This window comes from Streptomyces sp. NBC_00057, from assembly GCF_045041165.1.
Taxonomy (GTDB): Bacteria; Actinomycetota; Actinomycetes; order Streptomycetales; family Streptomycetaceae; genus Streptomyces.
Genome location: NZ_CP108256.1, coordinates 3,609,936 through 3,631,732, shown reverse-complemented (window position 1 = coordinate 3,631,732; position 21,797 = coordinate 3,609,936). Strand labels below are relative to the sequence as shown.

Here is a 21,797-nt window from a genome sequence, read left to right as displayed (position 1 = left end):
GCCCGCGCATGATGGGGAGAGCGGCGGCGAGGGTCGTGGGGAGGGGCTGTGAGCAAGGTCCCAGCCCGTGCACCTCCACCGGTCTCGTGCCCGCCGCTACAGTCCGTCGCGGGAATCCTTGATTACCAGTAAGTAGCTTTACCGAGCAGCTTCAGCGGGAGGCACAGCAGATGACGCGCGAGTCGGAGTCGGGACTGCCCATCGAGCCGGTGTACGGGCCGGACGCACTCGACGGGTGGAACCCCGACGACAAGCTGGGAGAGCCGGGTGCCTACCCCTTCACGCGCGGTGTCTACCCGTCGATGTACACCGGCCGGCCGTGGACGATGCGTCAGTACGCAGGTTTCGGTACGGCCACGGAATCCAACGCCCGCTACAAGCAACTGATCGCCAACGGCACGATGGGCCTCTCCGTCGCCTTCGACCTGCCCACCCAGATGGGCCACGACTCCGACGCGGCGATCGCGTCCGGCGAGGTCGGCAAGGTCGGTGTGGCGATCGACTCGGTCGAGGACATGCGGGTCCTGTTCGGCGGGATCCCGCTCGACAAGGTCTCCACCTCGATGACGATCAACGCGCCCGCCGCGCTGCTGCTCCTCATGTACCAGCTGGTCGGCGAGGAGCAGGGCGTCCCGGCGGACAGACTGACCGGCACCATCCAGAACGACGTCCTCAAGGAGTACATCGCCCGCGGCACGTACATCTTTCCGCCCAAGCCCTCGCTGCGGCTGATCGCCGACATCTTCAAGTACTGCAAGGCCGAGATCCCGAAGTGGAACACCATCTCGATCTCCGGCTACCACATGGCGGAGGCCGGGGCCTCGCCCGCGCAGGAGATCGCGTTCACCCTCGCGGACGGCATCGAGTACGTACGTACCGCCGTCGCGGCCGGCATGGACGTCGACGACTTCGCCCCCCGTCTCTCCTTCTTCTTCGTCGCCCGTACGACGATCCTCGAAGAGGTCGCCAAGTTCCGCGCCGCCCGCCGGATCTGGGCGAGGGTGATGAAGGAGGAGTTCGGCGCGAAGAACCCCAAGTCGCTGATGCTGCGCTTCCACACCCAGACCGCGGGCGTCCAGCTCACCGCCCAGCAGCCCGAGGTCAACCTGGTGCGCGTCGCCGTCCAGGGCCTGGCCGCGGTCCTCGGCGGTACGCAGTCGCTGCACACCAACTCCTTCGACGAGGCGATCGCCCTGCCGACCGACAAGTCCGCCCGCCTCGCCCTCCGCACCCAGCAGGTCCTGGCGTACGAGACGGACGTCACGGCCACCGTGGACCCGTTCGCGGGTTCGTACGTCGTCGAGAAGATGACCGACGATGTCGAAGCTGCCGCCCTGGAGCTGATGCTCAAGGTCGAGGACATGGGCGGCGCGGTCGACGCGATCGAGCGCGGCTTCCAGAAGAACGAGATCGAGCGCAGCGCGTACCGCATCGCCCTGGAGACCGACAGCGCCGAGCGTGTCGTGGTCGGCGTCAACCGCTTCCAGCTCGACGAGGAGGAGCCGTACGAGCCGCTGCGCGTCGACCCCGCGATCGAGGCCCAGCAGGCGGCCCGACTGGCGAAGCTGCGGGCCGAGCGCGACCAGGGCGCGGTCGACGAGGCGCTGGGCCGGCTGAAGAAGGCGGCCGAGGGCACGGACAACGTCCTGTACCCGATGAAGGACGCCCTCAAGGCACGGGCGACGGTGGGCGAGGTGTGCAATGCGCTGCGGGAGGTGTGGGGGACTTATGCGCCTACGGTTGCGTTCTGAAGTGATGTCCACCCGCAGGGGTGATCTCTCGCTGAATGTCCATGGCCCCGGATAAGCTCATGAACAGTGGCCCCCGAAAGGAGGATGCCGTGGCCGTAATACAGCACGAGGAGCAGGTGCGGGAGCAGGAACAGCCCGAGCTGACGCTCGGCGAGGCAGCCGAACAGCTCGCACGCTCGCTGCCTGGGCATCGCGTGGAGATTCTCCAGGGGAGGCTCACTGTGACACCACCAGCGGACGGAACGCATGCTCTGGCCTTGTCCTGGCTGGGCGAGGAGTTCGGCGCCCGGGCACGCACGGTGGGGCTCAGACTCGTCCAGGGGGTCGGGCTGTGGCTGCCCACCGGGCCGGAGGACTACGCGATTCCCGATCTGTCGGTCGTCGAGGCGGACTTCAGGGACGCCCATGTCATGAAGAACTGCTACGCCGCCCACGCCTTCCGCATGGTGGTGGAGGTGACCTCCACCAACTGGGCGGACGACCTCGGTCCCAAGGTCGAGGACTACGCCCAGGCGGGCATTCCGGTCTACGTCGTGGCCGATCGCAAGCATGACCAGGTGCTGCTCTGCAGTGACCCGCGGGGCGGCGAGTACAAGAACAAGGTGCCCCACAAGCGCGGGACGTCGTGCACCGTGCCGGACGTGGTCGGTGTCGAGATGAAGCTCTCCGTGGACCGCCTCCTCGACGGCGACTTGGACTGACCCCGGATTTCCCCGAACCCCCCGAACGGAGTGTCGTACCCGCGTGCGACACTCCGTTTCATGCTAGGTGTCACCGATCTTCCGACCTATCTCGCAGGCCTGGTGCTGATCGTTCTTCTGCCGGGGCCGAATTCGCTGTACGTGCTGTCCGTCGCCGCGCGGCGCGGTGTGCGGACCGGTTATGTGGCGGCGGCCGGGGTGTGGACCGGGGACACCGTGCTGATGACATTGTCCGCACTGGGGGCCTCGTCGCTGTTGCAGACGACGCCGGTGCTGTTCGCCGTCGTCAAGTTCGCGGGTGCGGGCTATCTGACCTGGCTGGCGATCGGCATGCTGCGGGCCGCGGTGGCCATGTGGCGCGAGCGGCACCGGCGGATGGCCGAGCTGACCGATGAGGCCGCCGCGCCCGAGGCCGCCGCGGCGATGGAACGGCCGTACCGGCGGGCGCTGGTGGTCAGCCTCTTCAACCCGAAGGCGATCCTGTTCCTGATCTCGTTCTTCGTGCAGTTCGTCGACCCCGGCTACGCCTATCCGGCGCTGTCCTTCCTGGTACTGGGCACCCTGCTGCAGATCGCCAGCTTCCTCTATCTGTCGATGCTGATATTCGGCGGCACCCGTCTGTCCGCCGCGTTCCGCCGCCGCAAGCGGCTGTCCGCGGGAGCCACTTCGGCGGCCGGACTGCTCTTCCTGGGGTTCGCGGCGAAGCTCTCGCTCAGCAGCGTGTGACCGCGACGACGCCCAGCGGGGCCAGGTACTGTGCCTGGCCCGGGGCGTCCTCGCCCGCCCAGCCGATGCAGCCGTCGGGGCGGACCAGGAACAGGTCCTTTCCGTACACCTCGTAGGCTTCCGTGCGGTGCACGCGGTCAAGGTGGGCGCAAGGCGCTCGTACCAGCGGGGGCAGTGCGCAGTTTCCCGTTCCGACAGGGCGAGTTCATCCGGTGGCCGTACGCGTTTCTTAGCGTGTCGTGGAACCGAACACGCGCGCCGAGCATCCGCACTCCCCGACGGGGCGGGGCACATCTCCCGGCGCGCTCCGGTGACCGCATTACCCGGATACGCCCCCTCCCCCCACGGGCACCAGACGCTTGGAGCGCCATGAGAGAAGCCCGCACCCGTTGGCCACGGCAAGGTGACGCGGCCCCGACCCAGGGTGTCACGTCGCAGCTTGCCCACGTCACCCCGACCGACCTGGACGTGTGCCTGCGCGCCTGCGCCGCGCACAGCGCCAAGCTGGTGGCGGGGCTGGACCGGCGGCGTACGGCACTCGCGGAGGCGCTGCGGCACATGCTGGCCGTGCACGCCGCGGCACCGTCCGCGGAACCCGCGCCCGCCATGTCCCCGATCGCGCTGATCCGGCGCCCCGGCAAGGCCCAGGCGGGCACCGCGACCGCCCTCGTCGACGAACTGCTCGACCCGCTGCTCGCGGTCGGCAACAAGGCGCTGGACTGCGGATACGAGGACGAGCTGAAGCTCGCGCTCCTCATCGGGGACACCGTGCTGACCCAGCGCAGGCGTTCGCGGGCCGGGTGGCGGCTGCGGGCCAGGACGCTGGAGGCGATGGGCGCGGAGGACGCCGCCATCGAGGCGTACGAGCGCTACCTGGAGTTCACCGACGACGACGGCTTCGGCGTCGCGGCCAAGGTCGTCGGCATGCGGCTGGGCGGTGACCGGCAGGACGAACTGCTGCGGAGGCTGGAGCGCGACTGCCCCGACGCCGCGCAGTTCGCCGCCCGGCCCGTCACCGAGTCCTGGGCCGAGGGCCTGGCGCTCCAGGCGCGCGGCGACTGGGACCGGGCGAGGCCCCGGCTGGTCGGCGCCCTGCTCTCGCAGGAGCGCGACGGTGCCCCGGTGACGGAGCTCCAGGACGCCACGTCCCAGTACCTCGACCTGGCCATGGAGGCGGCCCGAACGGACCCGGGCGCCGTGGCCGGACTCACCGGAATCGTCGCGCTCTACGCCGAGCAGCGCAGAAGCCGCATGCGGGGCCCGGTCGAGGACCCCACCTTCGGCGGCGTCGAGTGGACCACGGTCGGCGAGTTCCGCAACCGGATAGCGGGCAAGTCGATCTGCCTCATCGCCAACTCCCAGCGCGTCGGCAGCAGTTCCATGGGCGCCGAGATCGACGGCTACGACCTGGTCGTCCGCTTCAACTCGTACCGGATCGACCCGGCGGCGACCGGACGGCGCACCGACATCCACGCCACCATCCACAAGCACGGCTTCAACTGGGACCAGAAGGTGCACACCCGGCTGGTCTTCGGCGGGATCTCCGGCGACTGGAAATACTCCCTGCGCAACCGCCTCGTCCCGGGCGCCCAGCAGTACCTGGGCGACGAGTCGCTGCGCTGGCCGCTGCGGGACATCGGGCGCGTCGGCGCCGACGTCTGGCCGGCCATTCCCACCACCGGGTTCAACATGCTGTGGCTCCTCGACCACCTGGACGTCAGCAGCCGGCTCGACCTGATCGGCTTCGACTTCTACGAGAGCGGGGCCTATCGCCTGCCCGGTGCGATGCGGATGCCCATCACCTCCGTGCACGAGTACACCAGCGAGAAGGCCTGGGTCATGGAACGCGCCCAGAGCGTCACCGACATGAGGATCCGACTGCGATGACGACGACTGCCATGCCCCTTCCCGTCAAGGCACTTCCCGTGTCGCCCGCCCCCGCGAACGCGCTCACCGGCAAGCGCCGGGTCGCCTTCGCGAGCTTCGTCGACGAGAACTACCTGCCCGGCTTCCTCGCCCTGCTGCGCAGCCTCGCCCTCTCCAACCCGAACGTCTGCGAGGACTTCCTCGTCCTGCACGACGGGCTGCGCCCCGCCTCCGTCGCACAGATCCGGGCGCTGCACCCACGCATCGACTTCCGCCGCGTCGACGCCGAGCACTACGACTCGTACGCCAAGGGCGACCAGGACAACTACCTGGTGCGCAAGGCCTACTTCATCCTCGATGTGTTCCGGGTGCGCGACTACGACACCGTGATCACTCTGGACACCGACATGGTGGTCCTCGGCGATCTCGGTGAACTGCTGAAGCTGCGCGACGGACTGGCCGCCGTACCGCAGTTCTTCTACGGGCAGCACAAGCTCAACAGCGGGCTGCTGGTGATCCAGCGCGAGTATCTGAGCGACGCGTTCTGCGCGAAGCTCGACGAGGTCGGCCGGGCCGGTACGTACGAGCTCGACAAGCACGACCAGGGCATCCTCAACGCCGTGCTCGACGGTGACTTCGTGCAGCTCGACGCCCGCTACAACTTCGTCAAGCGCCGGCTCTCCGGCGACCTCCCGGTCCCCGACTCCACTGCGATCCTGCACTTCACCGGGCGGCACAAGCCCTGGCAGGGCGGCGAGTCCGGCTACCGCGAGGCCCAGGACCGCTGGCACGAATTCGACCTGTCCGACGCCGAGTTCCACTCCACGTACCTGGCTCTGCCCGGCGCCAAGCACCACGATCTGCTGGTCCACTACGGCACCCCACACGTGCTGCGCACCGGTTCCCCGGAGGCCGCCCGCAAGGTCGCCGCCGCCCACATCGCCACGGGCGAGTACCAGGAGGCGGCCGATCTGCTGGGCCGGGTCCGGATACCCGTCGACGAGGCCTGGCCGCACGAGGTGTTCGGCCACGCCCTGATGAGCGTCTCCCGCTACGAGGAGGCCCGCGCCCGGCTCCTGCTCGCCACCGCGGCCCCCAACCGGGCCGCGACCGCCTTCGGCCGCCTCGCCCAGATCGCCTGGATCCACGGCGACGACGACGCGGCGGCCGAGTACGCCCTCAAGGGCCTCGGAGTCGACCCGACCCACCGCGCGAACCGGCTGATGTACAAGCGCACCACGGACGTGCCCGCACCCGTGGAGGGCCCCGCATCCGGCCAACTCGCCCATGTCGCCTTCTACATGGAGCGGCAGGGCAACGCCGGTGACAAGCTGCTGCCCGAGAGCGTACGGCTGGCCTTCGGCCGGGACACCGGTCCCCGGCGCTGGCACTCGATCCACGCCCACCGGCTCTTCGACGAGGCCGCACTGGAGCGGGTCAACGAGCGCCGCGGACTGGTCATCGGCGGCGGCGGCCTCTTCATCCCGGACACCGCGCCCAACGGCAACAGCGGCTGGCAGTGGAACGTCCCGGACGAACTCCTCGACCGGATCGACGTACCCGTCATGGTGTACGCGGTCGGCTTCAACGCCTTCGACGGCCAGGCGTACGGCCACGGCCGGGACCGGTTCCTCTCCTCCCTGCGGAAGCTGGTGGAGCGCGCCTCGTTCTTCGGGCTGCGCAACCACGGCTCGATCGAGAAGGTCCGCGAGCTCCTGCCGTCGTCGCTGCACGACAAGGTCCGCTTCCAGCCCTGCCCGACCACGGTCACCCGGCAGCTGGTGGACGGCTGGACCGACCCCGTACAGCGCGAGAACACTGTTCTGATCAACGCCGCGTACGACCGGTCCGGGCTCCGCTTCGGCCATGACTACGGGCACTTCCTCGCCGAGATGGCCACCGCGGTGAAGGAGCTCGGCAAGCGTGCCGAGGTGCGGTGCGTGGCCCATTCGCTGGACGACGAGCGGATCGCGTTCGACCTGCGGCGCGAGCACGGAATCGCGCTGCCGGTGATCCCGATGTACGACTTCGGCAACGACGAGATCCGCGACACGTACGCCCGTACGAAGCTGGTCATCGGGATGCGCGGACACGCGGGCATGATCCCGTTCGGCTGCGGTACGCCGATCATCAGCCTGATCTCGCACCCGAAGATGGCGTACTTCCTCTCCGACATCGACCGTCCGGAGTGGGGCATCTCGGTCCACGACCGCCACCTCGGTGCCCGGCTCGTGGAACGGGCGGCCGGACTGCTGGACGACCATGCGGCGGCGGTCGCCGATGTGCACGGCCGGCAGCAGGAACTGTGGAAGGTCACCGAGGCCAACGCGGCGGACCTGCGGGTGATCCAGGGCGGCGTGCGCGTCTGAGGGACGAGCGCGAAATCGCCGGACGGGCTTGAGATCAAGCCCGTCCGGCGACCGAGGACGCAGCGCCCGACACCTACTGCCGCACCACGCGCCGCCGCACCGACCGTGCCACCCTCCGCACCACCGCGTTGCGCGGCAGGAACGCGAACTGCGCAGGTACCGCCCCCGGCAGCGCCAGCGAAGTGAGCCGCTTGCGCTTGAAGTACCGCCACGTCCTGGCGTCCAGGTGCGCGGAGAGATACCGTTCGGCGGCCGGCCGCAGCCCGGGGTAGATCCTCGGCTGCATCGCGAACCCGACCGCGGTGACCAGCCCGGTCAGATCCGCCACATCCGCCGGGTCCGCCGCGCCCGCCCTCTCGACGGCCGCCCGGTCCGTCACCTCCGGCACCAGTACGTCGACGAGCGTGACCGGGACGCGGTTGCTGTTCTCGTACGGGGCGAGCCGGTCCAGCAGCATCTCCGTGCCGACCCGGGCCACCGGCAACCCGTAGAACGCCGACGCGGTGAGCAGCGCCGTCGAGAAGCAGCCGACGACCAGCGCGGGCCGCATCCGCTGGTAGAGCACCTCGGCGAGGACCGGGGCGGTGAGCACCCCCGCGTCCAGCACCGTCAGTTCGGCGCCGAGCTTCTCCGCCTCCGCGCCCATCGCCCGCGACCACTGCGCCGGGGCCGTGGGATGCGGCTTGAAGACGATGCGGGTGTGGCCGAGCGCGACCGCGCCCCGCATCATCCGCAGATGCAGGTTCTCCTCCTCGGCCGCGCTGATCAGACCGAGCGCGGAGAGGTACTGGCCGAGCAGCAGGGCGGGAGCTTCCACGGACGGCACGCTGCCCTGGACCTCGGGCGCGTCCCCCAGCTCACCGAGCACCTTGAGGAACACCTCGGTCGGCACGATCTGCGGTGTCACCCCGAACTCCGTGAGCAGCAGTGGCTTCAGCCCCGGCACCAGGTCGAGATGGAGCAGCCGGCGCACCCGCGTACCGACCAGCGGGTCGATCTTGTTACGGGTGGGGCCGTAGCTCATCAGCCCGTCCGCGTACACATCGACCGGTGCGCCGGTGAAGATCTGGGCGATGGCCATCGCGGGGTTGACCTGGATCGACTCGACCGCGAGCTCGATGTCGTCGTCGCCGAGTCCCCAGGACAGGCGCAGATGCCGCTCCCACAGGGGTACGTCGTCGGGGCGCGGCGACCAGCCGCTGGGGTGGAAGGGGGCGATCGTCGTGTTCCACGACATCACGTCGTCGAAACGGCTGCGCAGCGCGTCGAACCCCGGCATCGCGTCGACGGCGGGTGTCGTCTCAGGGACGGCCGCGTTGTTCGAGACGAGCAGGATGCGGCGGTCCGCGTCCGGGAAGCAGCCCGCGTCGAGTGCGGCGGCGAGCGTGGCGGTGCCGTAGAGGGTGGAGGCGAAGAAGATCTGCGTGGTGCGGGACCGGGCGTTGTTCACGCGGCCGCCACCTCCTTGGCACCCGCGGCGACCGGGCGGCGCCTCAGCCGGCGCAGCATCGTGGCGCGCTGTACGTCCATCGAGTCCAGGGCGTCGTCGAGCACCTGCTGCGGCATTCGTTTGAGCGCGGCTCCACTCATCGACTTCAATGTGCGGGCCACTGCTGGTTCGAACCTTTCGATCGAGCTCATGTGGTGGGAAATGATCGCGCAATAGGTACGGACCGCTTTCGGCAGCAGTGCCTGTGCGTCGCGGTCCTCGGCCGTTTCCCGAATGACCTGGTCGAACGAGCGAATGAAATCGAGTTGGCGTACGTCACCGATCTGGGTGAGCGAAGAGGCGATCCCACGCCGGTAAAAGATTCCGAGAAGTCCCAGCACCGCAAAAGAATCGGCCTCGCGATGCAGCCGCCAGATCCACGGGCGGTCCTCCGCGGTGCGCAGACCGTCCGTGAAATGCAGCAGCCCGCGGTCCAGGAGACGCCGGTGGTACAGCCCGGCCCAGGCGTACGGATAGTCGACCGAGGTGGACCGCCCGGCGGGCAGGATCGCGTCCCGCGGGTCCAGTACCTCGCCGCGCCTGCCGTGCGGGACGCGGTGCACCGTACGGCTGGTGCCTTCGACCTGGACATGGTCGGTACGGACGAAGTCGCAGCCCAGCGCCACCGTCCGGGCCAGGACGTCGGCGTAGTGGCCGGGCGCCAGCCAGTCGTCGCCGTCCAGGAAGGCGATGTACTCGCCGCGCGCCGCGTCCAGGCCGGTGTTACGGGCGGTGGCCAGTCCGCCGTTCTGCTTGTGTCTGCGTACGACCACCCCCGGAATCTCGTCCTCGGCGCGGCGCAGAATGTCCGCGGTCCCGTCGGTCGAACAGTCGTCGACGAGGATGAATTCGAAGTCCTCGCGGGCATTGGCCCGCAGGCTTCTCAAGGTGTCGGGGGCGTATGTCTGCACGTTGTAGAACGGCACGATGACCGAAAGCTTAACCACCCGTCTCACGCTAGGGGGGAGCCCGTCATTTGCCTTGACCCCAGGAGGGACACCGGGTGAACGGCGAATGTCGGAATGATGAACCAGGATGAATCATGGGCGATTGCGTCCCCTTTGTGGAGGTGATTCGCCAAGCGTCGGTGGGCTGTTAACCAGCTGTTGCCGTCACGTTGGGCCGCGAATCGAAATGCCTTCCTAAGTTCTGGGACGTGCCCCCACGTACCGATAAGACGACCGCCCTCCGGGTAGCCGTACTCGCAGACTCCGACACCCGGTGGAAATGGGGCGCGCTCACCGCGCGCCGCCTCACCACCGGTGCTTCCGCGAGGTCGACGCAGCGCGTCGAGATCAGCGGACTCCTGCTGCGCGGCCGGGCCACCCCGACCCCGCGCCAGCTGGCCGAGGTCGGCGACGTCGGTATCGACGCCGACCGGGTGCGCGAGGTGACGGCCGTCGAATTCCTGCACACGGTGCGGGACGAGGGATACGACGTCGTCGTACTCGCCCTCGTCGGGGGAGCCGTCCAGGCGATGCTGCACGGACTCGCCGCGCTGCGGCTGCCCGCCAGGCCCGTCGTCGTCACCGGCTATGTCGGAGTCGTCTACGAGAAGCTCGCCGACGGGCTGCTGCTGCGGCACGGCGCGGACGTCGTCCTCGCCAACTCCCGCCACGACGCGGAGCGTTTCCGCGCGGTGTACGAGGGAGTGGGCGCCGATGCCTCGGCCGTCACGGAGGCCGCCCTGCCGTTCCTCGGCGGCGAGCCGCACCGCCCGCAGGAGGGCCGCGACACGGTCGTCTTCGCCGCCCAGCCCTCCGTACCGGCCTCCCGCGCCGACCGTACGTATCTGCTGCGCAGGCTCGTCGAGCACGCCAGGCTGCACCCGAACCGCGAGGTGCTGCTGAAGCTGCGCTCCAAGCCCGGCGAGCACACCACGCACATCGAGGAACTCCCGTACCAGCGGCTCGCGGAGAAGCTGCCCGGCGGACTGCCGCCCAACTTCCGTCTGGTGTACGGGCACATGGGCGAGGTCCTGGACCGCACCGACCTGCTGGTCACGGTCTCCTCGACCGCCGCGCTGGAGTCCCTGCACCGGCGCATCCCGACCGCGATCCTCACCGACCTGGGCGTCCGAGAGGCCCTCGGCAACCACCACTTCATCGGCTCCGGCCTGCTCACCTCCTGGGACCACCTGGACGGCGGCCACCGCCCGGAGCCCGACGGCGCATGGCTGGCCGGCCAGGGCGTCGCCGCCGACGGCACGTACGCAACGGCCTACGACAACGCCCGCGCACGCGTCGAAGCCCTGCTCGCCGCCGCCCGCCTGCCCGACCTCGCCCCGTACTACACACCCGCCACCGCCCCCGGCTACCTCCCCGGCATCCTCGCCCGCCACCACCTGGCCCCCGACGGCCACCCGCTGCCGGGCACCGACCGGCCGCGCGAGACCGGCGGGGTGCGCGGCGCGGTCCGTGACGCGGTACGCGAAGCGGCGCGGGGCGCGTACCGGCAGGGCGTCCAGCGGGTCGCCCCCGTCATCCGGCGGATGGGCGAGCTGTGAACACCTCCACTTCCACCACGACACCAGGAGCAGCGATGACGCCGCCCACCGTGCTCGCCGTGATCCCCGCCCGCGGCGGATCCAAGGGCGTCCCGGCCAAGAACCTCGCCCAGGTCGGCGGCGTACCGCTGGTCGCCCGCGCCGTACGCGCCTGCCTGGACTCCCGTGAGGTCACGGACGTCGTCGTGACGACCGACGACGCGGCCATCGCCGACGCGGCCCGCGCCGCCGGCGACATGCTGGGCGCCCCGGAGCGGGTCCACATCGTCCAGCGTCCCCAGGCCATCGCCGGGGACAGGGCGAGCAGCGAGGACGCGGTGCTGCACGCCCTGGACGCGTACGAGGCGATGCACGAGCGGAAGGCCGACGTGGTGCTGCTGGTCCAGTGCACCAGCCCCTTCGTCGTACGGGAGGACATCGACGGCGTCGCCGCGGCCGTCGCCCGCGACGGCGCCGACACGGCGGTCACGGTGGCCCCGTTCCACGGCTTCCTCTGGCGCGACGGCAGTGCGCCGGAGGAGGACAACCACGGCGTCAACCACGACAAGTCCGTCCGGCAGATGCGCCAGGACCGCCCGGAGGACCTGCTGGAGACCGGCACCGCGTACGCCATGAACGCCGCGGGCTTCCGTATCCACCGCCACCGCTTCTTCGGCCACACCGCCCTGGTGCGCACCGACGCCGCCCGGGTCCTGGAGATCGACGACCCGCACGACCTGGCCCGCGCCCGTGCCCTCGCGCCGCTCCTGGACCCCTCACCGCTGCCCACCCTGGACGACATCGACGCGGTCGTCCTCGACTTCGACGGCACGCAGACCGACGACCGGGTCCTCATCGACGCCGACGGACGCGAGATCGTCGCCGTCCACCGCGGCGACGGCCTGGGCATCGCGGCCCTGCGCAAGGCCGGAATGCCGCTGCTGATCCTCTCCACGGAACAGAACCCGGTCGTCGCGGCCCGCGCCCACAAGCTCCGCATCCCGGTCCTGCACGGCATCGACCGCAAGGACCTGGCGCTCAAGCAGTGGTGCGACGAACAGTCCATCGCTCCGGAACGCGTCCTCTACGTCGGCAATGACGTCAACGACCTGCCGTGCTTCGCGCTCGCCGGCTGGCCCGTCGCGGTCGCGAGCGCCCATGACTCGGTACGTGCCGCGGCGCGCGCCGTCACGACCACCCCTGGCGGCTTCGGCGCCATCCGCGAGATCGCGGCCTGGCTGCTGGGCCCCACCCTCACGACCACAGCTCCCACCCAGTCCCCCGAGTAACCCCGAGCGACTCACCCCCCAAGTAAGGAAACGCACCTCATGAACACCTCCCGTCTGCGCACCCTCGGCACCCGCGCCGCGGGCCCGGGCCGGCCCGTCTACATCACCGGCGAGATCGGCATCAACCACAACGGCGACCTCGACAACGCCCTCGCGCTGATCGACGTGGCGGCCGAAGCCGGCTGCGACGCCGTCAAGTTCCAGAAGCGCACCCCGGAGATCTGCACCCCGCGCGACCAGTGGGACATCGAGCGCGACACCCCCTGGGGCCGGATGACGTACATCGACTACCGCCACCGCGTCGAGTTCGGCGAGGCCGAGTACCAGGCCATCTCCGAGCACTGCGCCAAGCGCGGCATCGACTGGTTCGCCTCCCCGTGGGACACCGAGGCCGTCGCCTTCCTGGAGAAGTTCGACGTCCCCGCCCACAAGGTGGCCTCGGCCTCCCTCACCGACGACGAACTCCTGCGTGCCCTGAGGGCGACCGGCCGCACGATCATCCTCTCCACCGGCATGTCGACCCCGCGCCAGATCCGCCACGCGGTAGAGGTCCTGGGATCGGACAACATCCTTCTCTGCCACGCCACTTCGACGTACCCGGCCAAGGCCGAGGAGCTGAACCTCCGGGTCATCAACACCCTCCAGCAGGAGTACCCCAACGTCCCGATCGGCTACAGCGGCCACGAGACCGGCCTCCAGACGACCCTCGCCGCCGTCGCCCTCGGCGCCGCGTTCGTCGAGCGCCACATCACCCTCGACCGCGCCATGTGGGGCTCCGACCAGGCCGCCTCCGTCGAGCCGCAGGGCCTCACCCGCCTCGTCCGCGACATCCGCACCATCGAGGCCTCGCTCGGCGACGGCATCAAGAAGGTGTACGAGTCGGAGCTCGGCCCGATGAAGAAGCTCCGCCGGGTCGCGGGCGTCGTCGCCGAGAACACCGAGGCGGCCCCGGCCGCCGAGCCGGTCGCGGTCTGACGGGCCGACCGGTGAACCTCGCCTTCGTCGAGAGCCCGGTCCAGCTCCTGAACGTCCTGGAGTGGGCCTACACAGAGGGAGGCGACGACCACGTCCTCACGGACATCACGGTCGTCGTCCTCCCCCCGGTCGACCCGATGTCGCGCGGCCAGCTGCGCCGGATGGCGGAGCTGGCCCGCGACGAGGGCGTCCACGTCCGCTGGCAGGAGGCGCGCGGCGGCGCCGGCGCGCCCCTGAAGACCCTGCGTTCACTGGCCGGACTGCTGCGCAGGGCGGAGCGGATCGTCATCGGCGACCCCTTCTCCCGCTACGTCCAGCTCCTGCTCACCATGGTCCGAGCCCGCCGCCTCACGGTGGTCGACGACGGCACGGCCACCATGGAGTTCGTCGCCCAACTGGCCCGCGGCGAACGCCTGGTGCGCTGGCACCGCAAGGGCAGCTCGGGCCCGCGCGAACTGGTCCTGGCCCCGGTCACGGCCCGCGCCCGCAGCCGCTTCACCCCGTCCGCCACCCGTACGGTCGAGGTCTTCACGGCGATGCCGGTCGAGGCTCCGCCCGGCGTCACCGTCACCCCCAACACCTTCGCCTGGACCCGCGCCCGCTTCGGCCCGCCGCTGCTCACCAAGGGCGCGGACCTGGTCGGTACCTCGCTGGTCGAGACGGGCGTGGTCGACCAGGCCCAGTACCTGGAGGCCGTCGCGGCCCTGGCCCGCACACATGGGGCCACCCGCTACTTCGCCCACCGCCGCGAGTCCACCGACAAGCTCCACGCCCTGGAGGCCGCCACCGGCCTGGAGATCGTCCGCCCCGACCTCCCCCTGGAACTCATCGCCCGCCGCGGCCCCATCGGCCGTACGGTCCTGAGCTTCCCCTCCACGGTCGTCCACACCCTGCCCCTCGCCCTCGTCGGCACGGACGTCAAGGTCGCGGTCTGCGACATCGCCCCGGAATGGCTCCGCGACACGGCGTCCCCGCGCGCCCAGGGCTTCCTGAGCGGCGTCACGGAAACGGCCCGCGACGTGCAGCGCCTGGCGCCCTGGCGGGCGACGGCGATCACGGAGGCGTGATACGGACTGTGGCGGGGATGGTCAGACCGGCATGACCCTGACGTCGTAGGACGGGATCCACTTGTCGCGGGTGAGGATCCTCGGGTCCTTATGAGCGTCGAGCAGCATCTTCATCAGCGCGCCCCGAAGACATCGGTCATGTCGTCAGGCAGGTCGTCAAAGCCATCCTTGATGTGGATCTGCCCCTGGAGTGAACCGCGCCCGGCCCGCTTCACCGAGGGAGGGAGCGGAACAATCTTTGCCCCCGGTTCTGCCTTGGGGATCAACGCTTCCTCACCAGTGACCGCTTGCTCCAGGATGCGCGTGAGATGAGTCTTGGCCTCATGGACGTTGCACTGACGAGTTGCTTCCATGGTCGCCTCACAGGACTGAAGGGCGGCGGTCGATGTTCCTGTTCTCCGCAGTGGATACGAGAGCCGACAGTATTTCACTGCTCAGGAAGACGTGATTCCCACGGGAGGGCCATCTTTTCGAGCGGAAGTCGGGAGAGGGTAAGGGTAAGGTCTTCTCGACGGAATTCGAGTCCAGCCGCAAGGAGGATTCGCGTATGCCTGTCGAGCGCCTCGATGAGATCCTTTGGGAGTCCCGCCGCAACTGGGATCACCCAAGCCCCACCTGGAAGGATCTCATCGAGGTCGCCTTCTTCGATGGGGCGTTGCACATGAACGGAAAATGGCATGAAGGATTTCAATGGTCCCCTTTGGGAGCGCTCCACCCTTCTTATGATGCGCTCCCCGGCGAGCTCGACCGCGCGCAGAACTGCCAGTTCTGCGACAGTAGTGAATAGACCTAAACGCTCTTTGTTGTGCACAGTATCTCCAGATATGTCAACGTATCTTTTGTCCAGCTAATGGCCATCTGTGCAGTCATGTTGTCCCCACGATAGTCCGCCCTGCTCTCGATCGACCTTAATGGTTCCGTGCTTGAGGACATATGGAGAGGGCTCGCCTCCCTTTGTCGCCCTCGACAAAAGCATGAGAACCCTGCCCATCGCGTTCATGTCGAGGCCGAAGCGGCGCCGTTCCTCGGTCAGGCTCTGATCGAGGAACCTCCCATAAAGGCGTTCGGCACCAGGTTGCTGGTCCAAGGAGGCCCTCGCCTGCAGGAGCTGTTCCAACGCGATCTGGCCGGCTTCCTGCCGGTCATGACAGCCGGAATGGTGGACATGATCACGGCACAAGACCCCCATGTTCCAAGGGTCATGGAACATCAGCGCAGCCCGCCGCATGTCGTGATCACTGCGGAGCCAGGAAGGATGGGTTTCGACTGCACGCCGGATGGTGGGCCAGTCCAAGAGGTGGGCAATCTCCAGTTTCCGTACTGTCTTGTGACAGATCATGCACTCGGGGCTCAGGGCGTGAATCAGTCTCTCCGTGTCCGGTGGGAGTGGAGGCCGTTTCGCCTTCGCCTCCTCCCACGCGGTCCGGCGCCGCTCCTGCTGCGTGCGCCAGGCCGCACGTGGCCCCATGTGCAGTGTCACCGTCACACCTGCGTAGCGTGCCTCCAATGCCTTCACGAGTTGCCGCCCACTGACGAACGCGGGCTCGGTCAATTCTGGGATATCAGCTCCAAAGGGCAGCCGGTCATCCCACCAGCCGCTAACACCTCGGCGCGCGTAGCCGGAGTCCGGGAGCTTGAGATTCGACTCAGAGTCAGCCTGCTGCTCCTCAGTCGTGACGGCATACAGGACCAGCCGGTTACCACGCTGCCGAGGCAGCTTCGCGCTCATTTCCATGGCACAGCATGCTAAAAGTCCCACTGGCATAGACCTAATCTGAAGGCTCGTCACAAATATTACTGTCATGCGGGAATGTGGGCCAGAGTCACCACCCTCAGTAGACGACTACAAAAACCACGGTGACCGCGAACCAGCCATCAATAGCTCTCGTAGGCCGGTTGGTCAGCCCGCCGACTTTCATGGCCGATCAATGTGTCTCGCGGGTCCGTGTGCTCTCGTGGAGACCGGCGCCCGGCGTCGGCTCGGCAAGGTCCTGCGGAGCGGGATTTACCCGTGGGTTCGCCGCCGAGCGATCATCGTCACCTTCCCGGCGGATATACCACCGATGAGGGTTGCACAGCTTCCCAAGGCTGGGCGTAGCGTAATCAGTCGGACCTGTTCTGGGGGTGGCTGGCCATGCAGTTCCACGAGGAATACGGCATCGGCGACCGCATCGCGCGGCTGCGCCTGCGCCGAAAGCTGACCCAGGAGGGGCTCGCCGAGCGGGCAGGTGTCTCGGTCGACGTCGTACGCAAGCTTGAACAAGGCGTCCGGAGCACCGCACGGCTCACGACGCTCAACGCTCTCGCACGGGCCCTGGACGTCGAGACGTCCGTACTCGTCGGGCAGCCGACCACCTTCGAGGTGCGCACCGAACAGGACCAGCCGTCCGTGCTGGCGCTGCGGCAGGCGGTCTCACCCGTCGCGGACCTGCTGGGCGAGGAGCCGGACCCCGAGGACCCGCCCACACTCGCGCAGTTACGGGCGGCGCTCCGGTCCACCGAGCGCATCCGGCGGGAAGGCCGCATCAGCGACATCGGTGCACTGCTTCCGCAGCTGATCAAAGACGCGAGAGCGGCTGTACGTGCGCACAGCGGCGCCGACGCCGCCTCGGCCCAGTCGGTCCTCGCCGAGTCGTACCAGGTTGCCGCGACCACACTGACCGCACTCGGCAAGGAGGATGCGGCGTTCACCGCCCTGGAGCGGGCGGCGGAGGCGGCCCGCAAGGGGGACGATCCGCACCTGGAGACGGTGGGCATCTCCAGTCTGGCCTGGGTCTTCACCCGGCAGGGAAGACTCGCGGACGCCGAACGAATCGCCACCGCCACCGCCGAACGCATCGAGCCCACCTTCCGCTCGCATCCGGTCGAACTGTCGCTGTGGGGCATTCTCCTGCTCCGCGCCGCGACGGCGGCCGTGCGCGCGGGACGGCACGACACCGTACGGGACCTGCTCACCCTGACGAGCGCCGCCGCCGCTCGGATCGGCACGGACCGGCTCGACTATGCGACCCCTTTCGGTCCGACGAACGTGGGCGTGGCCAAGGTCAACTTCCTGGTGGAGATGGAGGACGGGGCCGAGGCCCTGCGTACCGCTCGTACCGTCCCCGACCTGCGGTCGCTCCCGCCAACCTGGCTCGCCCGCTTCCACGTGGACCGGGCGCTGGCCTACGCGGAGTTGAACAAGGAGGACGGCGCCGTGCACGCGCTGCTCACCGCGGAAGGCATCGCGCCGGAGTGGATGCGATATCACTCGACGAGCCGCCGATTGGTCGTCGAACTCCGCGGCAGGGAACGGCGTCGCACTTCCGCAGTGACGGAACTCGCCGATCGGCTGGGCCTGGACGGGTAGGTAGGACGGCTCGTCCCACCTGGGCGGAAGAGTCGCACCGGGCGTCACTGTCGGTGCTTCTCGCCCCGGCCTAATTTTGGCGGCACCGTCAACGAGGACGTCCCGACGAAAGCAGGTCCCCCTCATGTCGAGCATGTCGAACCCCGTAACCCGCCTTCTGCCCTGGACCGGCTCCGACGGCCGGACCTGCCTGTTGATCACCGATCACAACACGCACGGCCACGTCTCCCGGGTCGCCGACCAGGTCGAGACCGTGCAACTCGGCATGGGCGTCGAGCTGATCGGGCACGCGGAGGAACTGCTCGCGGACCCGGGGGCGGAGCCGGCCCAGATCCGCTATCTGGCCGCCCGGCTGACCGAGGCGTTGCGTGACGCCTTGCGGGTGGCGGTGAGCCGAGGGGACCGGCTGCGAGGGGCGGGCGGCCCCGCGTCCGGATGAGGCGCGGGCCGACTGACCCGCCCCGTCCCTGACCCCGAAGCGGCCTGGCCTCAGGGTTCGTTGGGGGTGAGCCCCGATGGCGGGCAAGGGCGGGTCGACGCGAGCATCGAGGCATGAAAGCAAGCGAGTTGACGGATCGACAGGCTGGCGGATTCAAGGCGGCGCTCCTCGCGGGACCGGCCCTGATGGCCGCGTACGGAGTGGTGCGGCTGATTGGGCGGGCGGTCGGTGATTACGGGCCCGGCGTGTGGTGGTCGCTGGCGCATCTGCTGTTCCTGGCCGGGGTGCTCGTGTTCGTGCCGGTGTTCCTGGGGCTGCGGAAGACCGCCGTGGTGCGCGGCGCCAGGCGGGTCGCCGTCGAGGTGGCGGCCTGGGCCGGGCTGGTCGGGGCGGCGGCGGTGGCGGTCCAGGCGGTGATCGACCTGGTGGTCGGGTTCGTCGCGGCGGACAAGCAGGCGATGAGCGACCTGTTCGGGCGGGTGCAGGACGTACCCGGTGTGATGCCGTTGGTCTACACGGTGGTGCCGTTGCTGTTCTGGTTCGGACTGCTGGCCCTCGTCACCCTGCTCGCGTTCTTCCGCCGGGACCTGGTCCGGGCGTGGGCTCCGGTGGCCGTGCTGGCCGGGGTCGTGCCGGCGGCCGTGAGCCTGGACCTGCTGCCGGTCGGTGCCCTGTGCATCGGGCTGGCGCTGCTGCCGGTGCGCCGCAGCCAGTAGAAAATGGGTGAGTCTACCCACCTCCATCTCACGCCACACGCTCCGACGCCACATTTTGTTCGTCTATGCGGCTGAACTTTTGTTGATCTGTGGCCAGTTGAGGGGGCAAGGGCCTTACCCTTCACCAGGTGAACCAGTTGATGTCCCGTGATTCCGATGCCCGACCGCCCGGGGACGAGGCGCTGCCCGGCACCCTGCCCGAGGCACTGCGTGCCGAGCTGATTGCCTTCCGCCGCGATTTGCACATGCATCCCGAGCTGGGCAACCAGGAGTTCCGTACCACCGCGGCCATCAAGGCCCGGCTGGAGAATGCGGGTCTGGAACCACGGGTACTCGACACGGGGACGGGTCTGATCTGTGACGTGGGAAGCCGGGGCAGCGACCCGCGGCCCATGCTCGCTCTGCGCGCGGACATCGACGCACTGCCCATCCCGGACACCAAGGCGGGCGTCCCGTACCGCTCCACCGTCCCCGACCGGGCGCACGCCTGCGGGCACGACATCCACACCACCGCAGTCCTCGGCGCCGGTCTCGTGCTCGCCGAGCTCGACCGGCAGGGGCTGCTGCCGCGGGCGGTGCGGCTGATCTTCCAGCCGGCCGAGGAGGTCCTGCCCGGCGGTGCGCCCGACACGATCGCGTCCGGGGCGCTGGAGGGTGTCGGGCGGATCATCGGAGTGCACTGCGATCCGAAGGTGGACGTCGGGCGGATCGGGCTGCGGGTCGGGGCGATCACCTCGGCCTGCGACCGCCTGGAGGTCAGCCTCGACGGCCCCGGCGGGCACACAGCGCGGCCGCATCTGACCACCGACCTGGTCACCGCCGCCGCCAAGATCGCCACCGAGGTACCCGCCCTGCTGGCCCGCCGGGTCGACGCACGGGCCGGGCTCGCCGTCACCTGGGGACGACTGGAGGCCGGGCACGCCTGCAACGTGATCCCGCAGCACGCCGAGTTGTCCGGCACCGTCCGCTGCCTGGACCTGGCGGCCTGGCGGGAGGCACCGGACCTGGTGCACGCGGCGATCGACGAGGTGGCCGGGATGCACCGGGCCAAGACGGTGATCAACTACGTCCGGGGCGTCCCGCCCGTCGTGAACGACGCCGCCGTGATCGATCTGCTCGCCGGGGCGATGACCGCACGCCGCGGATCGTATGCGATCGAGGACACCGAACAGAGCCTCGGCGGCGAGGACTTCTCCTGGTACCTGGAGCACGTCCCGGGAGCCATGGCCCGGCTCGGGGTCCGTACCCCCGGCGACACCGCCCGGCTCGACCTGCATCGCGGCGATTTCGACGCGGACGAGGAGGCGATCACGGTCGCTGTGGAGCTCTTTACTGCCTCCGCGTTGCTCGACGGCAACCATCCGTAACCGGCCAGTTCAGCCTCAGGGCACCCCTGGTTCGCGACGATCCGATAACGGCTTCCGTACGGGGCTTTATCTGACATCTACGCGCGTTACGATCTCGGCGAAACCAGCGCCGGAAGAGGCGCTTCGGTCAGGTTTGAAGGAGCCTTCCCTTGCGCCGGGTATCCAAGATCACCGCTGCGTGTGCTGTCACTGCAGCTCTCGCGCTCACCGCCACCGCATGTGGCGAGTCGTCCACCGAGAGCGCCAGCTCCGACAAGGGCGAGATGAAGATCGGCATGGCCTACGACGTGGGCGGCCGTGGCGACAACTCGTTCAACGACTCCGCCGCGCGTGGTCTGGACAAGGCCAAGTCCGAGTTCGGTGCCGAGACGAAGGAGCTCACCGCCAAGACCGGTGAGACCCCTGCCGACCGTGAGCAGCGCCTCGAGTCGCTCGCCGAGGGAGGCTACAACCCGGTCATAGCGGTCGGGTTCGCGTACAAGGACGCGGTCGACAAGATCGCGGCCAAGTACCCGAAGGTCAACTTCGGTCTCGTCGACTCGGTCGCCACCGCGAAGAACGTCGACAGCATCGTCTTCACCGAGGAGCAGGGCTCCTACCTCGCCGGTGTCGCCGCCGCGCTGAAGTCGAAGGATGGCCAGGTCGGCTTCATCGGTGGTGTGGACCTTCCGCTGATCAAGAAGTTCGCCGCGGGCTTCCAGCAGGGTGTCCTGGACACGAACCCGAAGGCCAAGGTGCAGATCCAGTACCTGTCCACCGGTTCGGACCTGTCCGGCTTCGGCAGCCCCGACAAGGGTGCGTACGCCGCCAAGGGCATGCTCGACAAGGGTGCGGACGTCATCTTCGCCGCCGCGGGCGGCTCGGGTGCCGGTTCGATCGAGGCCGTCGCGGGCAAGAAGGGCGCCTGGTCCATCGGCGTCGACTCCGACCAGGCCCTTGACCCGGCGCTGGCGAAGTACAAGGACACGATCATGACCTCCGTCGTCAAGAACGTCGACGGCGGTGTCTACGACCTGATCAAGTCCGTCAAGGACGGCAAGCCGCTGACCGGCACGCAGGCGTACTCCCTGGCCAAGGGCGGCGTCAGCCTGACCACCACGGGTGACCACCTCAAGGACATCCAGCCCCAGCTCGACGAGGCGAAGAAGAAGATCGTCGACGGCACCGTCAAGGTCAAGACCACGACCTGATCCGACGCGTCGATCGGG

The 21,797-nt window shown here is 69.1% G+C and carries 20 protein-coding genes; 15 read left to right on the top strand and 5 right to left on the bottom strand.

Features of this window, described 5'->3' with window-relative positions:
• Window positions 1-170 precede the first annotated feature (170 nt).
• From OG953_RS16740 to leuE, 3 genes are all read left to right on the top strand, one after another.
• On the top strand, window positions 171-1,751 hold the full coding sequence (locus OG953_RS16740; RefSeq protein WP_405685112.1) for a methylmalonyl-CoA mutase: 1,581 nt from the start codon (window positions 171-173) through the stop codon (window positions 1,749-1,751).
• An 89-nt stretch (window positions 1,752-1,840) separates the two neighbouring features.
• Entirely contained in the window at window positions 1,841-2,452 is a 612-nt protein-coding gene (locus tag OG953_RS16735) for a Uma2 family endonuclease (protein WP_405685111.1), read from the top strand.
• Between the two features lie 60 nt (window positions 2,453-2,512).
• Window positions 2,513-3,178: a leucine efflux protein LeuE gene (gene leuE, locus OG953_RS16730; RefSeq protein WP_405685109.1), complete on the top strand. Its 666-nt coding sequence runs from the start codon at window positions 2,513-2,515 to the stop codon at window positions 3,176-3,178.
• Here leuE and OG953_RS16725 read toward each other — a convergent pair.
• Window positions 3,165-3,311 carry a hypothetical protein gene (locus OG953_RS16725; RefSeq protein WP_405685108.1) on the bottom strand — a complete coding sequence of 49 codons (147 nt, stop codon included), beginning with the start codon at window positions 3,309-3,311 and terminating at the stop codon, window positions 3,165-3,167. The two genes, leuE and OG953_RS16725, sit on opposite strands and share 14 nt — an antisense overlap.
• 236 nt (window positions 3,312-3,547) lie before the next feature.
• Here OG953_RS16725 and OG953_RS16720 point away from each other — a divergent pair, with 236 nt between their 5' ends.
• Window positions 3,548-5,065 (top strand): hypothetical protein, encoded by a 1,518-nt coding sequence (locus tag OG953_RS16720; protein ID WP_405685106.1) that lies wholly within the window; start codon window positions 3,548-3,550, stop codon window positions 5,063-5,065.
• Window positions 5,062-7,413 carry a glycosyltransferase gene (locus OG953_RS16715; RefSeq protein WP_405685105.1) on the top strand — a complete coding sequence of 784 codons (2,352 nt, stop codon included), beginning with the start codon at window positions 5,062-5,064 and terminating at the stop codon, window positions 7,411-7,413. Before OG953_RS16720 ends, OG953_RS16715 begins: the two co-directional genes overlap by 4 nt.
• Window positions 7,414-7,486: 73 nt before the next feature.
• Here the strand turns inward: OG953_RS16715 and OG953_RS16710 are convergent, their stop codons facing one another.
• Window positions 7,487-8,863 (bottom strand): polysialyltransferase family glycosyltransferase, encoded by a 1,377-nt coding sequence (locus OG953_RS16710; RefSeq protein WP_405685103.1) that lies wholly within the window; start codon window positions 8,861-8,863, stop codon window positions 7,487-7,489.
• Window positions 8,860-9,849 (bottom strand): glycosyltransferase family 2 protein, encoded by a 990-nt coding sequence (locus OG953_RS16705; RefSeq protein WP_405685102.1) that lies wholly within the window; start codon window positions 9,847-9,849, stop codon window positions 8,860-8,862. The genes OG953_RS16710 and OG953_RS16705 overlap by 4 nt, the downstream gene beginning before the upstream one ends.
• A gap of 209 nt (window positions 9,850-10,058) precedes the next feature.
• On the opposite strand from OG953_RS16705, the gene OG953_RS16700 reads away from it, so the two are divergent.
• Genes OG953_RS16700 through OG953_RS16685 form a run of 4 tightly spaced genes read left to right on the top strand, consistent with a single transcriptional unit; the run spans window position 10,059 to window position 14,718 of the window.
• Window positions 10,059-11,408, top strand: coding sequence for a DUF6716 putative glycosyltransferase (locus tag OG953_RS16700; protein ID WP_405685101.1), 1,350 nt, complete (start codon window positions 10,059-10,061; stop codon window positions 11,406-11,408).
• Between the two features lie 35 nt (window positions 11,409-11,443).
• Window positions 11,444-12,676: a cytidylyltransferase domain-containing protein gene (locus OG953_RS16695; RefSeq protein WP_405685100.1), complete on the top strand. Its 1,233-nt coding sequence runs from the start codon at window positions 11,444-11,446 to the stop codon at window positions 12,674-12,676.
• Between the two features lie 39 nt (window positions 12,677-12,715).
• Entirely contained in the window at window positions 12,716-13,651 is a 936-nt protein-coding gene (locus OG953_RS16690; RefSeq protein ID WP_405685099.1) for an N-acetylneuraminate synthase family protein, read from the top strand.
• Between the two features lie 11 nt (window positions 13,652-13,662).
• Window positions 13,663-14,718, top strand: coding sequence for a hypothetical protein (locus OG953_RS16685; protein WP_405685098.1), 1,056 nt, complete (start codon window positions 13,663-13,665; stop codon window positions 14,716-14,718).
• A gap of 113 nt (window positions 14,719-14,831) precedes the next feature.
• Here the strand turns inward: OG953_RS16685 and OG953_RS16680 are convergent, their stop codons facing one another.
• Window positions 14,832-15,071, bottom strand: coding sequence for a type II toxin-antitoxin system Phd/YefM family antitoxin (locus OG953_RS16680; RefSeq protein WP_405685097.1), 240 nt, complete (start codon window positions 15,069-15,071; stop codon window positions 14,832-14,834).
• Between the two features lie 194 nt (window positions 15,072-15,265).
• On the opposite strand from OG953_RS16680, the gene OG953_RS16675 reads away from it, so the two are divergent.
• On the top strand, window positions 15,266-15,505 hold the full coding sequence (locus OG953_RS16675) for a hypothetical protein (protein WP_405685096.1): 240 nt from the start codon (window positions 15,266-15,268) through the stop codon (window positions 15,503-15,505).
• Between the two features lie 60 nt (window positions 15,506-15,565).
• Here OG953_RS16675 and OG953_RS16670 read toward each other — a convergent pair whose 3' ends face one another.
• Window positions 15,566-16,453 (bottom strand): hypothetical protein, encoded by an 888-nt coding sequence (locus OG953_RS16670; RefSeq protein WP_405685094.1) that lies wholly within the window; start codon window positions 16,451-16,453, stop codon window positions 15,566-15,568.
• Window positions 16,454-16,852: 399 nt separating this feature from the next.
• Between OG953_RS16670 and OG953_RS16665 the strand changes: the two genes are divergently transcribed.
• The 5 genes from OG953_RS16665 to OG953_RS16645 all read left to right on the top strand — a co-directional run bounded on the left by OG953_RS16665 (window position 16,853) and on the right by OG953_RS16645 (window position 21,779).
• Window positions 16,853-18,067: a helix-turn-helix domain-containing protein gene (locus OG953_RS16665; RefSeq protein WP_405685092.1), complete on the top strand. Its 1,215-nt coding sequence runs from the start codon at window positions 16,853-16,855 to the stop codon at window positions 18,065-18,067.
• 133 nt (window positions 18,068-18,200) lie between these two features.
• The gene (locus tag OG953_RS16660; protein WP_405685091.1) at window positions 18,201-18,506 is read left to right on the top strand and encodes a hypothetical protein; all 306 of its coding nucleotides are present in this window, start codon (window positions 18,201-18,203) and stop codon (window positions 18,504-18,506) included.
• A 113-nt stretch (window positions 18,507-18,619) separates the two neighbouring features.
• On the top strand, window positions 18,620-19,222 hold the full coding sequence (locus tag OG953_RS16655) for a hypothetical protein (RefSeq protein ID WP_405685089.1): 603 nt from the start codon (window positions 18,620-18,622) through the stop codon (window positions 19,220-19,222).
• Window positions 19,223-19,362: 140 nt separating this feature from the next.
• Complete coding sequence (locus OG953_RS16650; protein WP_405691869.1) at window positions 19,363-20,589, top strand: amidohydrolase; 1,227 nt, start codon at window positions 19,363-19,365, stop codon at window positions 20,587-20,589.
• A gap of 149 nt (window positions 20,590-20,738) precedes the next feature.
• The gene (locus tag OG953_RS16645) at window positions 20,739-21,779 is read left to right on the top strand and encodes a BMP family protein (RefSeq protein WP_405685087.1); all 1,041 of its coding nucleotides are present in this window, start codon (window positions 20,739-20,741) and stop codon (window positions 21,777-21,779) included.
• Window positions 21,780-21,797 lie beyond the last annotated feature (18 nt).

Excerpts from the sequence above, each read along its gene's own strand:
- OG953_RS16740 (WP_405685112.1), top strand. The coding sequence starts at position 171 with ATGACGCGCGAGTCGGAGTCGGGACTGCCCATCGAGCCGGTGTACGGG.
- leuE (WP_405685109.1), top strand. The coding sequence starts at position 2,513 with ATGCTAGGTGTCACCGATCTTCCGACCTATCTCGCAGGCCTGGTGCTG.
- OG953_RS16675 (WP_405685096.1), top strand. The coding sequence starts at position 15,266 with ATGCCTGTCGAGCGCCTCGATGAGATCCTTTGGGAGTCCCGCCGCAAC.
- OG953_RS16680 (WP_405685097.1), bottom strand. The coding sequence starts at position 15,071 with ATGGAAGCAACTCGTCAGTGCAACGTCCATGAGGCCAAGACTCATCTC.
- OG953_RS16690 (WP_405685099.1), top strand. The coding sequence starts at position 12,716 with ATGAACACCTCCCGTCTGCGCACCCTCGGCACCCGCGCCGCGGGCCCG.
- OG953_RS16715 (WP_405685105.1), top strand. The coding sequence starts at position 5,062 with ATGACGACGACTGCCATGCCCCTTCCCGTCAAGGCACTTCCCGTGTCG.
- OG953_RS16695 (WP_405685100.1), top strand. The coding sequence starts at position 11,444 with ATGACGCCGCCCACCGTGCTCGCCGTGATCCCCGCCCGCGGCGGATCC.
- OG953_RS16650 (WP_405691869.1), top strand. The coding sequence starts at position 19,363 with ATGTCCCGTGATTCCGATGCCCGACCGCCCGGGGACGAGGCGCTGCCC.
- OG953_RS16720 (WP_405685106.1), top strand. The coding sequence starts at position 3,548 with ATGAGAGAAGCCCGCACCCGTTGGCCACGGCAAGGTGACGCGGCCCCG.
- OG953_RS16670 (WP_405685094.1), bottom strand. The coding sequence starts at position 16,453 with ATGGAAATGAGCGCGAAGCTGCCTCGGCAGCGTGGTAACCGGCTGGTC.
- OG953_RS16660 (WP_405685091.1), top strand. The coding sequence starts at position 18,201 with ATGTCGAACCCCGTAACCCGCCTTCTGCCCTGGACCGGCTCCGACGGC.
- OG953_RS16665 (WP_405685092.1), top strand. The coding sequence starts at position 16,853 with ATGCAGTTCCACGAGGAATACGGCATCGGCGACCGCATCGCGCGGCTG.
- OG953_RS16655 (WP_405685089.1), top strand. The coding sequence starts at position 18,620 with ATGAAAGCAAGCGAGTTGACGGATCGACAGGCTGGCGGATTCAAGGCG.